The sequence below is a fragment of the Mesorhizobium sp. B1-1-5 genome, assembly GCF_006443065.1.
Taxonomy (GTDB): Bacteria; Pseudomonadota; Alphaproteobacteria; order Rhizobiales; family Rhizobiaceae; genus Mesorhizobium.
In genome coordinates this window covers 1-13,379 of the sequence record NZ_VFWS01000139.1, presented here as the reverse complement: position 1 = coordinate 13,379, position 13,379 = coordinate 1, and the positions used below count along the sequence as shown (strand labels likewise).

The 13,379-nt window shown below is 64.8% G+C and carries 10 protein-coding genes and 3 pseudogenes; 8 read left to right on the top strand and 5 right to left on the bottom strand.

The window, feature by feature from the left end; translation table 11 throughout:
• Positions 1-109: 109 nt before the first annotated feature.
• A complete protein-coding gene (polA, locus tag FJ980_RS26485; protein WP_140546633.1) occupies positions 110-3,073 on the bottom strand; it encodes a DNA polymerase I in 2,964 nt (987 codons plus the stop codon).
• 425 nt (positions 3,074-3,498) lie between these two features.
• On the opposite strand from polA, the gene FJ980_RS26480 reads away from it, so the two are divergent.
• The 6 genes from FJ980_RS26480 (at position 3,499) to FJ980_RS26455 (ending at position 9,411) form a co-directional block, all read left to right on the top strand.
• Positions 3,499-4,884: a M20/M25/M40 family metallo-hydrolase gene (locus tag FJ980_RS26480; protein ID WP_140546632.1), complete on the top strand. Its 1,386-nt coding sequence runs from the start codon at positions 3,499-3,501 to the stop codon at positions 4,882-4,884.
• A 136-nt stretch (positions 4,885-5,020) separates the two neighbouring features.
• Positions 5,021-5,641, top strand: coding sequence for a ribonuclease D (locus FJ980_RS26475; protein WP_140546631.1), 621 nt, complete (start codon positions 5,021-5,023; stop codon positions 5,639-5,641).
• A 40-nt stretch (positions 5,642-5,681) separates the two neighbouring features.
• Positions 5,682-5,888 (top strand): hypothetical protein, encoded by a 207-nt coding sequence (locus FJ980_RS26470; RefSeq protein ID WP_140546630.1) that lies wholly within the window; start codon positions 5,682-5,684, stop codon positions 5,886-5,888.
• 53 nt (positions 5,889-5,941) lie between these two features.
• Positions 5,942-6,088: a hypothetical protein gene (locus tag FJ980_RS26465; protein ID WP_140546629.1), complete on the top strand. Its 147-nt coding sequence runs from the start codon at positions 5,942-5,944 to the stop codon at positions 6,086-6,088.
• A 228-nt stretch (positions 6,089-6,316) separates the two neighbouring features.
• On the top strand, positions 6,317-8,596 hold the full coding sequence (locus FJ980_RS26460) for a transglycosylase domain-containing protein (RefSeq protein ID WP_140546628.1): 2,280 nt from the start codon (positions 6,317-6,319) through the stop codon (positions 8,594-8,596).
• A 65-nt stretch (positions 8,597-8,661) separates the two neighbouring features.
• Complete coding sequence (locus tag FJ980_RS26455; protein WP_095769240.1) at positions 8,662-9,411, top strand: SDR family oxidoreductase; 750 nt, start codon at positions 8,662-8,664, stop codon at positions 9,409-9,411.
• Positions 9,412-9,421: 10 nt separating this feature from the next.
• Here the strand turns inward: FJ980_RS26455 and FJ980_RS26450 are convergent, their stop codons facing one another.
• Positions 9,422-10,339 carry a zinc-binding dehydrogenase gene (locus FJ980_RS26450; protein ID WP_140546627.1) on the bottom strand — a complete coding sequence of 306 codons (918 nt, stop codon included), beginning with the start codon at positions 10,337-10,339 and terminating at the stop codon, positions 9,422-9,424.
• A gap of 105 nt (positions 10,340-10,444) precedes the next feature.
• On the opposite strand from FJ980_RS26450, the gene FJ980_RS26445 reads away from it, so the two are divergent.
• Positions 10,445-11,251 carry a helix-turn-helix transcriptional regulator gene (locus FJ980_RS26445; protein ID WP_140546626.1) on the top strand — a complete coding sequence of 269 codons (807 nt, stop codon included), beginning with the start codon at positions 10,445-10,447 and terminating at the stop codon, positions 11,249-11,251.
• A 6-nt stretch (positions 11,252-11,257) separates the two neighbouring features.
• Here the strand turns inward: FJ980_RS26445 and FJ980_RS26440 are convergent.
• A pseudogene (locus FJ980_RS26440) lies at positions 11,258-11,452 on the bottom strand (sodium:proton antiporter); the annotation flags it as partial.
• 53 nt (positions 11,453-11,505) lie between these two features.
• The gene (locus tag FJ980_RS26435) at positions 11,506-11,946 is read right to left on the bottom strand and encodes a host attachment family protein (RefSeq protein ID WP_140546625.1); all 441 of its coding nucleotides are present in this window, start codon (positions 11,944-11,946) and stop codon (positions 11,506-11,508) included.
• 417 nt (positions 11,947-12,363) lie between these two features.
• On the opposite strand from FJ980_RS26435, the pseudogene FJ980_RS26430 reads away from it, so the two are divergent.
• A pseudogene (locus tag FJ980_RS26430) lies at positions 12,364-12,939 on the top strand (NAD(P)-dependent oxidoreductase); the annotation flags it as partial.
• On the opposite strand, the pseudogene FJ980_RS26425 reads toward FJ980_RS26430, so the two are convergent.
• Positions 12,919-13,379, bottom strand: a pseudogene (locus tag FJ980_RS26425) (SAM-dependent methyltransferase); the annotation flags it as partial. The pseudogenes FJ980_RS26430 and FJ980_RS26425 overlap by 21 nt on opposite strands.

The window sequence follows — 13,379 nt, the reverse complement described above, 5'->3', positions numbered from 1 at the left end:
TCCGCAACCGCCGCGTTTTACGGCCTGCGTCACGGCATGGATCCTCGGGTCTTCGCCGCGTCGCTTCGCTCCTTGCTCCGCCCGTGGATGACGAACGAACGTGAGGCGCCTAATGCGCCTCGTCCCAGTTGTTCGCCGCTCGCGCATCGACATGCAGCGGCACCGACATCGAGACCGCCGGCATCGGCGCATTCTCCATCACCTTGCGCACCACGGGGATCGTCGCCTCGACCTCCGCTTCCACCGTCTCGAAGATCAGCTCGTCGTGGACCTGCAACAGCATGCGGGCGGAGAGCTTCGCCTTGTCCAGCGCTTCTTCCATATGCACCATGGCGCGGCGGATGATGTCGGCGGCGGTGCCCTGGAGCCTGGCGTTGATCGAGGCGCGCTCGTTGAAGGCGCGCACCGACGGGTTGGAAGCCCTTATCTCCGGATAGTGGATGCGGCGGCCGAAGATCGTCTCGACGAAACCGTTCTCCCGCGCATAGGCCTTGGTTTCCTCGATATAGTCCCGGATACCCGGAAAACGCTCGAAATAGCGTTTGATGTAGGCGCCCGCCTCCTCGCGCGGGATCGACAGCTGGTTGGCGAGGCCGAAGGCCGAGATGCCGTAGATGATGCCGAAATTGATCGCCTTGGCGCGCCGGCGCACTTCCGAAGGCATGCCTTCGACCGGCACATTGAACATTTCCGACGCGGTGATGGCATGAATGTCGGCGCCGTCGGCGAAGGCCTGCTTGAGCTGCGGGATTTCGGCGACATGGGCAAGCACGCGCAATTCGATCTGGCTGTAGTCGGCCGAGACCAGCTTGTGGCCTTTCTCCGCAATGAAGGCGGTCCTGATCTTGCGCCCTTCCGCCGTGCGCACCGGGATGTTCTGCAGATTGGGGTCGGAGGATGACAGGCGCCCGGTGGTGGTCGCTGCCAGCGCATAGGAAGTGTGGACGCGGTTGGTGCCGGGGTTGATGAAACCGGGCAGCGCGTCGGTATAGGTCGACTTCAGCTTGGTGAGCTGGCGCCAGTCGACGATCTTGCGCGGCAGCTCGTGGCCCTCGGCGGCGAGATCTTCCAAAAGCTGTGCCGAGGTCGACCATTGGCCGGTCTTGGTCTTCGAGCCGCCCGGCAGGCCCATCTTGCCGAACAATATGTCGCCGAGCTGTTTCGGTGAGCCGATGTTGATGCGCTCGCCGACGATCCCATAGATTTCTTCCTCGACGCGGGCCGCACCCTGGGCCAATTCGCCGGAGAGCCGCGACAGGATCTGGCGGTCGACCGAGATGCCGCGCTGTTCCATCCGGGCGAGCACCGGCACCAGCGGCCGCTCCAGACGCTCATAGACGGAAACGAGGCCCTTGGCGGCAAGCCTCGGCTTCAGCACCTGCCAGAGCTGCAGCGCCAGGTCGGCCTGCTCGGCAGCGTAGGCGGTCGCACGCTCTATATCGACCTGGTCGAAGCCGATGGCGCTCTTGCCCGATCCGGCGAGTTCCTTCTTCGAGGCCGGCGCGTGGCCGAGCCACTTCTCCGATAGCGAGACGAGGTCGTGACCGCCGGATGTGCCCGCGTCGAGCACGTAGGAGATCAGCATCGTGTCGTCGAACGGGCCGACCTCGATGCCGTGCCGGCTCATCACGACGATGTCGTATTTCATATCCTGGACGATCTTGAGGACCGACCGGTCCTCAAGCAGCGGCTTCAGCAGCGCCAGCGCCTTGCGGACCGGGATCTGGTTCTCCAGCATGCCGCCGCCGAGCAGGTCGCCATTGCCGCTCTTGTGGGCGAGCGGCACATAGACGGCGCGGCCAGGCGCGAGCGCCATGGAAAGGCCGATCAGGTCCGCCCGCATCGGGTCGGACGAGTTGGTCTCGGCGTCGAACGCAAGGACACCGGCCTCGCGGGCTTCGGCTATCCAGGCCTCGAGCGCTGTTGCGTCGCGAATGGGCGCATAGGCAGAAGGGTCGATCTTGCGAGCGGCCGCCTGCTCCAGCCGCAGGGCAGAGAGGAGCGATGGGGTGTCGCCTTGCGGCGGCGCGTCCTCGCCCCTGACCGGCGCAGCCGGTTTTAAAGCATCGTTCGGCGCGGCCGCCGGCCTTGGCACCGGCGGCGCGCCGGCGCCGACATCGGGGCCATGCGCGGTATCGGCGCGCTCGATTGTGATGGCGGTGGCCTGGACCTCGCCAATGTCCGTTGCGGTCGCTTCGGCGACGCGTCGGGTCAGCGTGGTGAACTCCATCGTCTTCAGGAAGCCGATCAGCTTCGGGCCATCCGGCGCATGCAGGACAAGATCGTCCAGCCCTTCCTTCAGCGGCACGTCGTTCTTCAACGTCACCAACTCGCGCGAGATGCGCGCCTTGTCGGCATTGGCGATGATGGTCTCGCGCCGTTTCTCCTGCTTGATCTCCGAAGCGCGCGCCAGCAGTCCATCGAGGTCGCCGAACTGCTCCAGCAATTGCGCCGCGGTTTTCGGGCCAATGCCGGGCACGCCCGGGACGTTGTCGACCGAGTCGCCGGTCAGCGCCTGCAGATCGATCATCTTTTCGGGCGGCACGCCCCATTTCTCGATCACCTCGGGAATGCCGATCTGGCGATCCTTCATCGGGTCGTACATGCCGACGGTCGGACCGACCAGCTGCATCAGATCCTTGTCGGAGGAGATGATGGTGGTATCGGCGCCGGCTTCGCAAGCCAGCCGGCAATAAGTCGCGATGATATCGTCGGCTTCAAAACCCTCCGTCTCTATGCAAGGGACATTGAAGGCCGCGGTCGCCTGGCGGATCAGGCCGAATTGCGGGATCAGGTCTTCCGGCGGAGCGGAGCGGTTGGCCTTGTATTCGGGGTAGAGATCGCTGCGGAAGGTTTTCGACGAATAGTCGAAGATGACGGCGAAATGCGTCGGCACCACGCCGACATCGGTGTTGCGGGCGTCCTGCATCAGCTTCCACACCATGTTGCAGAAGCCGAGCACGGCGCTGGTCGGCAGGCCGTCGGATTTGCGGTTGAGCGGCGGCAGCGCGTGATAGGCGCGAAAAATGTAGCCGGAGCCGTCGACGAGGAAGAGGTGATCGCCTTTTTTCATGCCGGCAGGGATAGCGCGGCCCGGCTTCGCGGTCCATGGCTAAGGCTGTGGAACCCACCGGTTCGGGCAATACCCCTGACACATCCTGTCCGGCTGGAAATTTGCCGCTCACGGGCATGTTACAAAAGTGTAATTTTCGTGCCCTTGAATCGCCATGTTCACGGACCCAAATACACGTCATCGGCAGTTTTTCGCCGAAGTCCGGAGTAAGGCCCGTCCCCCGCCTATCCCGGGCAATTGCGGCAGCCTATCCCCCCTCTCCGGGCTGCCGCATCGTTTCGAGTAAAGACCGCCGTGGTTCCCCCTCCACCACGGCGGTTCTTTTTTGCCTTCAGGCAAGCCTTTCCCGCTTGGTCCAATGATCGCGGGCTTTTCGTTTTCGGCATGGCCCTTTAGGGTCTGCCCAAAATCGAAAGGCAAAGCGCATGTCCAGAATCTCCCCCGTCCTCGACCGTCTCGACCAGAATCTCGACCAGAGCCTGGAGCGGCTGTTCGGCCTGCTCGGCATCAGGTCGATCTCCACCGATCCGGCCTTTGCCGCCGATTGCCGCACGGGTGCCGAATGGCTGGTCGCCGAGCTCAAGCTGATCGGCTTCGACGCCAGTATGCGCGATACGCCCGGACATCCGATGGTGGTGGCGCATCACGAGGGACCGGCGGGCGCGCCGCATGTGCTGTTCTACGGCCACTACGACGTCCAGCCGGTCGATCCGATCGAATTGTGGGAAACCGATCCGTTCGCGCCGTCGGTCAAGGAGCTCGAGCCCGGCCGCAAGGTGATCACCGGGCGCGGCTCGGCCGACGACAAGGGGCAGTTGATGACCTTCGTCGAGGCCTGCCGCGCGTGGAAGCAGGTGCATGGCAATCTGCCCTGCCGCGTCACCATTCTGTTCGAGGGCGAGGAGGAATCCGGCTCGCCGTCGCTGAAGCCGTTCCTGGAAGCCAACGCCGCCGAGCTGAAGGCGGATTTCGCGCTGGTCTGCGACACCGGCATGTGGAACCGCGAGACGCCGTCGATCTGCGTGTCGCTGCGCGGCATGGTCGGAGAGGAGGTCACCGTCAAGGCGGCCAACCGCGACCTGCATTCGGGCCTCTATGGCGGCCCGGCCGCCAATCCGATCCGCATCCTGGCCAAGGTGCTGGCCGACATTCACGATAGGGACGGCCGCGTCACCATTGCGGGCTTCTATGACGGCGTCGAGGAGACGCCCTCGCAGGTGCTGAAATCCTGGGAGGGACTTGGCGAGACGGCCGAAACCTTCCTCGGACCGGTCGGCCTCTCCATTCCGGCCGGCGAAAAGGGCCGCTCGGTGCTCGAGCTCACCTGGGCGCGGCCGACGGCGGAATTCAACGGCATCATCGGCGGTTATACCGGCAAGGGTTTCAAGACGGTGATTGCGGCGCAAGCGTCGGCGAAAGTGTCGTTCCGGCTCGTGCACAAGCAGGATCCGAAGAAGATCCGCGCCGCCTTCCAGGCCTTCGTGCGCGAGCGCATCCCGGCCGATTGCTCGGTCGAATTCCACCCGCATGGCGGTTCGCCGGCGATCCAGCTTTCCTATGACTCGCCGTTCCTGGCCAAGGCCAAGGATGCGCTGTCCGACGAATGGGACAAGCAGGCGGTCACGACAGGCGGCGGCGGCTCCATTCCCGTGGTCGGCGATTTCCAGACCTATCTCGGCATGGAATCGCTGCTGGTCGGCTTCGGCCTCGACGACGACCGCATCCATTCGCCGAACGAGAAATATGAGCTGACCTCGTTCCACAAGGGGCAGCGGTCCTGGGCGCGCATTCTCGACGCGCTGACCCGCTGAGCGAAAATCACGAAGGCCTTGAGATTCAACTTTCTGTTGATTTTTCTCCGGATCGCGGCGAGGACGAATTAGCTAGCGCGAAGTGCTGCGGCGTTGCGAGAATGCGCAACGCCGCAGGCGCGACCCGGAGAAGAGAATGACCGATATCCGTTTCCACAAAAACGATCTGCCCGACCTGTCGCGCTACAATGTCGGGGCGGTCGCCATCGACACGGAGACGCTGGGGCTCAACCCGCATCGCGACCGGCTCTGCGTGGTGCAGATCTCGCCCGGCGACGGCAGCGCCGATGTCATCCAGATCTCACCAGGCCAGAAGGAGGCGCCGAACCTCGCCAGCCTGTTGAGAAACAACACGATCACCAAGCTGTTTCACTACGGCCGCTTCGACATCGCCGTGCTCTACCATGCCTTCGGCGTGATGGCCGAGCCGGTGTTCTGCACCAAGATCGCCTCGCGGCTCACCCGCACCTATACCGACCGCCACGGGCTGAAGGATCTCTGCGGCGAACTGCTCGGCATCGGCCTGTCCAAGGTGCAGCAATCCTCCGACTGGGCGGCCGAAACGCTCTCGCCCGAACAGCTCGAATATGCCGCCTCGGACGTGCTCTACCTGCACAGGTTGCGCGAGGTGCTGGGGGCGCGCCTGGCGCGCGAGAACCGCACCAAGGAGGCGGACGCCTGCTTCCGTTTCCTGCCGACGCGCGCCAAGCTCGACCTTATGGGCTGGGCTGAGGAAGATATTTTCGCGCATAGTTGAGGGACGAAGATCCGTCGACCCCAGCCCGTGGAGAAGTGAAATGGCAGAGCGCAAATCGATAGAAAGCGCGCCGAAGGACGGCTCCAAAGTAACGATCATGTGGAAGGACCGCGACGGCGTCGTCAACGAATCCGTCGGGCAATATCGCGACGGCGGCTGGTGGGTCTACACCGACAGCGACACGCAGAAGAAGGTCGATCCGACGAGCTGGCGGCCGGCATCCGATGATGGCGACGATGACCAGTAGGCGATCCTCGCCTGACAATTTCAAAGCGGGTCTCGACCGAAACAGGGGGCGCAATGAGGCAGAACACGCTCTATCTCATCATCGGTGGGCTGGTCGCGGTGGTCATCGCGCTCGGCATCTATGTCTATCGGGAGCAGACCAGGCCAAAAGGCGTCGAGCTCAAGATCGACGACAAGGGCATTTCGATCCAGCAGAATTGACCATGGTGGCCAGCCGGGAGTCCGGCGCTTCGGCTGCGGTCCCGACAACATTGTCGTCATGAATGATGTACCTATGCCGGCAAAATGACGCCGGCCGGTTAGCGGATTCGGAAATCCTAAGGGTTTTCACAAGGCTGCATAAACCCTGCTTTAACCCGCCCTTAAATCGCCGCATCTAGTCTTCAACCCGAACGCCATCGGCACCCGGGGGCAGGCTAGCAAGAGCGCATGGCGAACCGCAGAGACAGTCGCATCGAACCGAGCTTCGAGGGGGCGCCGCGCGCGAAATCCTCCGAAGGCTTTTCGGTCAGCGAGGAGGATCGCGTCGTGCCGCGCAGCCGTAAATCCACTGCAAAAGGCAAATCCGCCAAGGCGAAAGCCTCACGCCGCGGGCGCGGCGGAAGCCGGCGGGGCTTGCTCGGCATCGCCACCCGCCTGGTCTACTGGTGCTTCGTGCTCTGCATCTGGGGCGGCATCGCGGCGGCCGGCATCGTCGTCTATTACGGCGCCAAGATGCCGGCGGCGACCACCTGGTCGATCCCCGACCGCGCGCCCAACATCAAGATCGTGTCGGTCGATGGCGGGCTGATCGCCAATCGCGGCATGTCGGGCGGCGAGGCCGTCGGCCTGCACGAAATGTCGCCTTATATCCCGCAAGCCGTCGTCGCCATCGAGGACCGCCGCTTCTATTCGCATTTCGGCATCGACCCGATCGGGCTTTCACGCGCCATGGTCACCAACGTTCTCGGCGGCCATTTCTCGCAGGGCGGCTCGACGCTGACGCAGCAGCTGGCGAAGAACCTGTTCCTGACGCCGGACCGCACGCTGGAGCGCAAGGTGCAGGAAGTGCTCCTGGCGCTGTGGCTGGAGCACAAGCACAGCAAGGACCAGATCCTCGAAATGTACCTCAACCGGGTCTATTTCGGATCCGGGGCCTATGGCGTGGAAGCGGCTTCGCGGCGCTATTTCGGCAAGAGCGCGCGCGACGTGAGCCTTTCGGAGGCAGCACTGCTGGCGGGCCTGCTCAAGGCGCCGTCCAAGCTTTCGCCGGCGCGCGACCCGAAGGCGGCCGAGGAGCGGGCCCAGCTCGTGCTCGCGGCCATGCGCGAGGAAGGCAAGATCAGCGACAAGGAATACAAGGTGGCGCTGAGCGCGCCGGCGACGCGCGCGCCGTCCTACTGGACCGGCTCCGAGAATTATGTCGCCGACACCGTGATGGAGGAGCTTCCCGATCTCATCGGCGACGTGCGCGGCGACATCATCGTCGACACTACTGTCGACTTGACCCTGCAGAAGCTTGCCGAACAATCGATCCGCCGGCTGATCGACGAAAGCGGCAAGAAGCTCAACGTCACGCAGGGCGCGCTGGTGTCGATCGACGATTCCGGCGCGGTGCGCGCCATGGTCGGCGGCTATGATTATTCGACCAGCCAGTTCGACCGCGCCTCGGAAGCGCGGCGGCAGCCAGGCTCGGCCTTCAAGCCGTTCGTCTACATGGCGGCGCTGGAAGCAGGCCGCACGCCGGACAGCGTGCGCAACGACGCGCCGATCAAAATCGGCAAATGGACGCCCGACAATTACGGCGGCAAATATTACGGCAAGGTGACGCTGGCGACGGCGTTGGCCAAGTCGCTGAACTCGGTGGCGGCGCAGCTCACCATGGAAGTCGGGCCCGACGCGGTGGTGGAAGCCGCGCATCGCATGGGCATCCAGTCCGACCTGCAGGCCAACACCTCGATCGCGCTCGGCACCTCGGAGGTGACGCCGCTGGAGCTGACTTCCGCCTACGTCCCGTTCGCCAATGGCGGCTACAAGCCGGACGTCCATTTCATCCGCCGCATCACCACCGGCGACGGCAAGGTGCTTTACGAGAACAGCGGCGGCAGCGCGCCGCGCGTCATCAAGGCCGATGTCGTCGGCATGATGAATTCGATGATGACCGGCACGGTCGAGATCGGCACCGCCAAGAAGGCGGCCTTCAATTGGCCGTCTGCCGGCAAGACCGGCACCAGCCAGAACTCGCGCGACGCCTGGTTCGTCGGCTACACCGCCAATCTCACGACCGGCGTGTGGTTCGGCAATGACGACGGCAGCCCGATGAAGAAGGTCACCGGCGGCGCCTTGCCAGCGCAGGCCTGGCACGAATTCATGGTGGCCGCGCATGAGGGCGTGCCGGTGCGGCCGCTGCCCGGCACCTGGAAGTCGACGCCGTCCGACACGATCGTGCCGGACGAGATCCCGTCGGCGGACGCCTCGCAGCCGCCGCCTGCGCCGCCTGCAGCTGTCGGCCAGTCACAGCCTGCTGCTCAATCGCAGCCTGTCGCCCAGGCGCCCGCGCGTCAGGTGCGGACCACGCGACCTGCCGAGACCGTCGATGCCGCCGGCTTCGGCATGCCGAGCGACAGCGGCGAAACCGCCTCGATCAAGCATCCGGTGCCGCCCGGCAATGTCGGCGGCCCGACGAAAAAGCGCCGGACTTCGATCCTCGATATACTGGGCGGCGGTTAGAGCGGCAACTTCACCTCTCGTAATGGCAAGCGCCTTCGGCTACATGTCCGGCCGGAGACAAAACCATGGCCGAGACCGACAGCAGAAAAACCATCGTGCTCACCGGTGCCAGCCGGGGCATCGGTCACGCGACGGTGAAGCGCTTTTCGCGCGAGGGCTGGCGCGTCATCACCTGCTCGCGGCAGGCCTTTGCCGAGGATTGCCCGTGGCCGGCCGGCCCCGAGGACCACATCAAGGTCGACCTCGCCGACCAGGAAGACGTCGGCATCGCCGTTTCGGAAATCCGTCACCGGCTTGAGGCGCATGGCGGGCAGCTGCACGCCCTGGTCAACAATGCCGGCATCTCGCCGAAGCTGAAAGACGGCAGGCGCATGGACTCGATCGAGACGCCGATGCATGTCTGGCGCGACGTGTTCCAGGTCAATTTCTTCGCGCCGATCATGCTGGCGAGGGGGCTGTTCAAGGAACTTGCCGCCGCCAAGGGATCGATTGTCAATGTCACCTCGATCGCCGGCACCAGGGTGCATCCGTTCGCCGGCACGGCCTATGCCACGTCGAAAGCGGCGCTCGGCTCGCTGACGCGCGAGATGGCGCATGACTTCGGGCCGCACGGCATCCGCGTCAACGCCATCGCGCCGGGCGAGATCGACACGGCGATCCTGTCGCCCGGCACCGACAGAATAGTCGAGACGATCCCGCTGAGACGGCTGGGTGCCACTTCGGAAGTCGCCGACATCATTTTCTTCCTGTGCTCGGGCCAGGCGTCCTACGTCACCGGCTCGGAAATCCACATCAATGGCGGCCAGCACGTGTGATTGGCTGACTTCAAGCCATGGTGACAACGGCTTTGCCGCTGAAGCTGCGCTGCCGCAGCGCGTCCAGGGCCCGGCCGATGTCCGCCCACGGCACCGTCATGGCCACGCGGGTCTCCAGCCGGCCGGCCGCGACAAGATCGAGCAGCGCGGCGATGTCGGCGCCGATGGCTGAACCGGACGTGTAATAGGCGAAGGTCTGTAGCCGCGCGCCTTCGTGGCCGGGAACGAATTGGCGGAAGCCGATCGGCGTGAGCTCGCCGCTGCTCGAACCGAACATGACGATGGTCCCGCCGGGCGCGATGCGTTCGATCGCATCGGCGAGGCTTTTGCCGCCGACCGACTCGGTGATCAGCGAAAAGGGTCCCTCGGCCAGTTCGATCGACCCGACGACCTGCCCGGCGCCCAGACCGCGAAGATCATCGTGATGCCGTGCCGAAGCGACCGCTGTCACCGAAGCGCCTTGCTCGCGGGCGATCTGGACCTGGAAGCGGCCGACCGCGCCGCTTGCGCCGGTGATCAGGACCTGCTGTCCGGCCAGGTCGCCGCCATGGCGCAAGGTCCTCAGCGCCGTCGTGCCCGCGACGGGAAGTGTAGCTGCGGCGGCGAAGCTGACTGCGTCCGGCACGACGGCAAGACGATCGGTCGGAACGGCCACCCGTTCAGCCCAGCCGGCCTGGTCGACCAAGGCGGCAACGCGCGTGCCCGCGGTCGGGCCTGAGCCATCGGCCGCCGCGCGCTCGACAATGCCGACGATGTCCTGGCCAGGTATCCACCCGTCAGGTCGTATGCCGAGCAGGCGCAGCTCGCCACGATTCAACGATGTTGCATGAACTGCCACCAATGCTTCATTTCCATTGCAGTTTGGGTGATCGACCTCGGTGAGCTTCAGCCGGTCGGCGCTGTCGGAAGAGATGGCGAGAGCGAGCATGGCCCCTCCTTTTGAAATTGGCGTTTGGAATTGGCTGAAGCCTATCGACTTCCGTGGTCGAAGAATTTAGAGATAAAGCCAGATGATCGCTGAAAGAAGTCAAGAATGAGACAGCCGCTTCGCTGGCCCTGGCTGGATTTCGACGTCGACGACGTGGCCGCGCCGGCGATGGCTGTTGGCGTCGATGTCACCGAGACCAGGGCCGAGGCGCGTGAGCATTGGCATCGCAAGGGGCAGCTCGTCGTCGCGCTCGGCGGCGGCGTTATCTGCCGCGTTCCGAGCGGGCTTTGGATGGTGCCGCCGCATTGCGGGGTGTGGGTGCCGAGCCGCATGGAACACAGCAACATCGCGACGGCGAACGCGCGGATTTTCTTCGTCTATATCGAGCCCGGCGCCGCCGACCTGCCGGACCGGTGCTGCACGCTTTCGATCTCGCCGCTGCTGCGGGAGTTGATCGTCGAACTGTCGGAGTGCGCGCCGGACGATGCGCGCGGCAATTTCCTTGGAAGCGTGCTGCTCGCGGAATTGCCGCGTATGCCTGTCCAGCAATTGCATTTGCCGATCTCGGCCGAGCCGCGGCTGCGTCGGATCGCCGAAGCGCTGGCCGACGACCCTGCCGATCGCAGCACGCTGGCGGAGTGGGCGGACCGCGTAGCGCTCAGCGAGAGCAGCCTGGCGCGCCTCGTCGTGAAGGAGACGGGCCTGAGCTTCGGGCGCTGGCGCCAGCAGCTGCAGCTGATCGTCGCGCTTCGGGAGCTGTCTTCCGGCGCCAGCGTGCAGCAGGTGTCGGGCGATCTCGGCTATGAATCCGTCACCGCCTTCATCACCATGTTCAAGAAGGCGCTGGGCAAGCCGCCGGCGAAATATCTCAGCGATATCGCGCAGAATGGTGGTTCCGCGTTCCTGGCCTGACATCCATCAAGCGGGCTGCGGGTTGATTTCCATGGCGGGCCCGGCCCGATCGGTGGTCTTGCCGGTTACCACCTCGACGATGGCGCGGGCGATCTCGCGCTCGCCCATGATCACGATGTCGGCGCCGAGCCCTTTGAGATGCTCGACCTCGGCATCGGAATGAGCGCGGGCAATGACGTTGATCGCCGGATTGGCGGCGCGGGGAGGCGGCTTCGGGACCCTGTCTTGCCCCAAGCCGCTTTCCTTTCGCCGCTTCATGCCGCCTGGAGCAGGTTCTCGATGTCGGGAATTGTATGGTTCGTGAGTGTCTTCGGGATTTCCGCCTGCACCTTTTCGCAAACCTCCTTGTGCAGTTTCTGGCGCATCTCGCCAAGCACCTGCGGCGGCGCGATCAGCACGACGGCGTCGAACGCGCCTCGATGCGCCAGCTTGTAGAGCCGGTCGGCAATGTCGACGGCGAAGCGTTCCTTGCCGAGACGGTGCCAGTCGGTCTCCTCAATGGCGCTGCGAGGTCCCTCGTTGCTGTACCGGCCCGGCTTTCCGCTGCCTTGCTCGCGCGTGGCGGGGTTGTCCTGCTCCATCTCCTGCACCACTTCCAGGTTCGGGAATTTGCTGTCGCCCCGGTTGCGCAGGAAGAGCGCCTTTTCGCCATCGGCCACGATGACCCACAGTCCGTGTTTCAGCTTGATGCTCATGGCGTTCCTCCTTGCCTGCTGCTTGCCGATAGATGGAGCTTGGGATCGGCAAATGGATTGCTAGGCAAACGAGCCGCGAGGCATGATTGTTCCGATCCGGCGATGGCGTCTCGATCGCTTCCGGCGGACACGGTCGAGCGCCGATCCGCGCAGGGTCGGCTTTAATCTAGTAACTTAGTGGAATTTAGAATAAATCGTTTTGCGGCTTTCCCCGTCACGCGCTAAAAATTACGACGGATCAAGGCGGTTTCTTATGCCGGTCCGGCCGTCTCACCCTCGAAGTAGAATTTTTTTCTCTTGGCCTTCGCGGTTGCGAAAAAGCGATTGCCTGCCGTTCGGCGGCGCGCGAGTGCTTGCCTTCTGATTTTGGGCGTGGCCGCGTAAAACTGCCAAACTGTTTCAGTATTGCTCATCGCCATGTCACCAGCCAACACCAAGCTCAATGCCTTTCCCGTCTTCATGCGGGTCGACGGCGAAGCCGTAGCCATCGTCGGCAATGGCGAGGAGGCGCTCGCCAAGGCGCGGCTGCTTTCGCAATCCAGCGCGGTGTTGCGCATCGTTGCCGACGATGCCAGCGACGGCTTGCTGGATTTCATCGCGTCGGCCGGCGCTGTTCACATCAACGCCGCCTATGAGGCCGCGCATCTCCAAGGTGCCGCCCTGGCGTTCGCCGCCAGCGGCGACGAGGCGCTCGATCGCCGCGTCGTCGAGGACGCGCGGCGGCTGGGCATCCCGGTCAACGCCGTGGACCGTCCCGAGCTATGCGATTTCTTCACGCCCGCGCTGGTCAACCGGGCGCCGGTGGCGATCGCCATCGGCACAGAGGGCGCCGGACCGGTTCTGGCGCAGATGCTGCGCGGGCGCATCGACCGCATGCTGTCGCCGTCGCTCGGCCGGCTGGCGGCACTTGCCGCGTCCTTCCGCGCCGCCGCCGAGACGCTGCCGAAAGGCAATCGCCGCCGCCGCTTCTGGAGCGATTTCTTCGCCGGCGCGTCCGAACACCAGCGGGTCGCCTGACTTCAGCCGCACCACGCGCTTGCCGGCGCGGCCCAGTTCGATGAGCAGCGCGTTGATCTCTTCCTGGCTCTTGGAATGGCAGCCCTTGCGTTTTCCCACCGGCAGGCGCTCGGCGTCGCGGCGACCCATGGCGACGATCGCCTCCGGCACCAGCGCGTCGTAGACGATGGCCTCGGCCTCCAACAGCAGGCGATGCGCGCGCAAGGTCAAAAGGTCCTCCGCGCCCGGACCGGCGCCGACCAGCGCGATATGCCCCTCGACCGAAGCGTCCTGGGCCAAGAGGTCGAGCGCCGCGCCATGCGCCTCGGCGAGGTCGCCCGCTTCGATGGCCTTGGCCGGCGCGCCGGCGAAGAAATCGCTCCAGAAGCGGCGGCGGCGATTGCCTTTCGGCAGCGTCTCGGCGGCGGCGCGGAAGG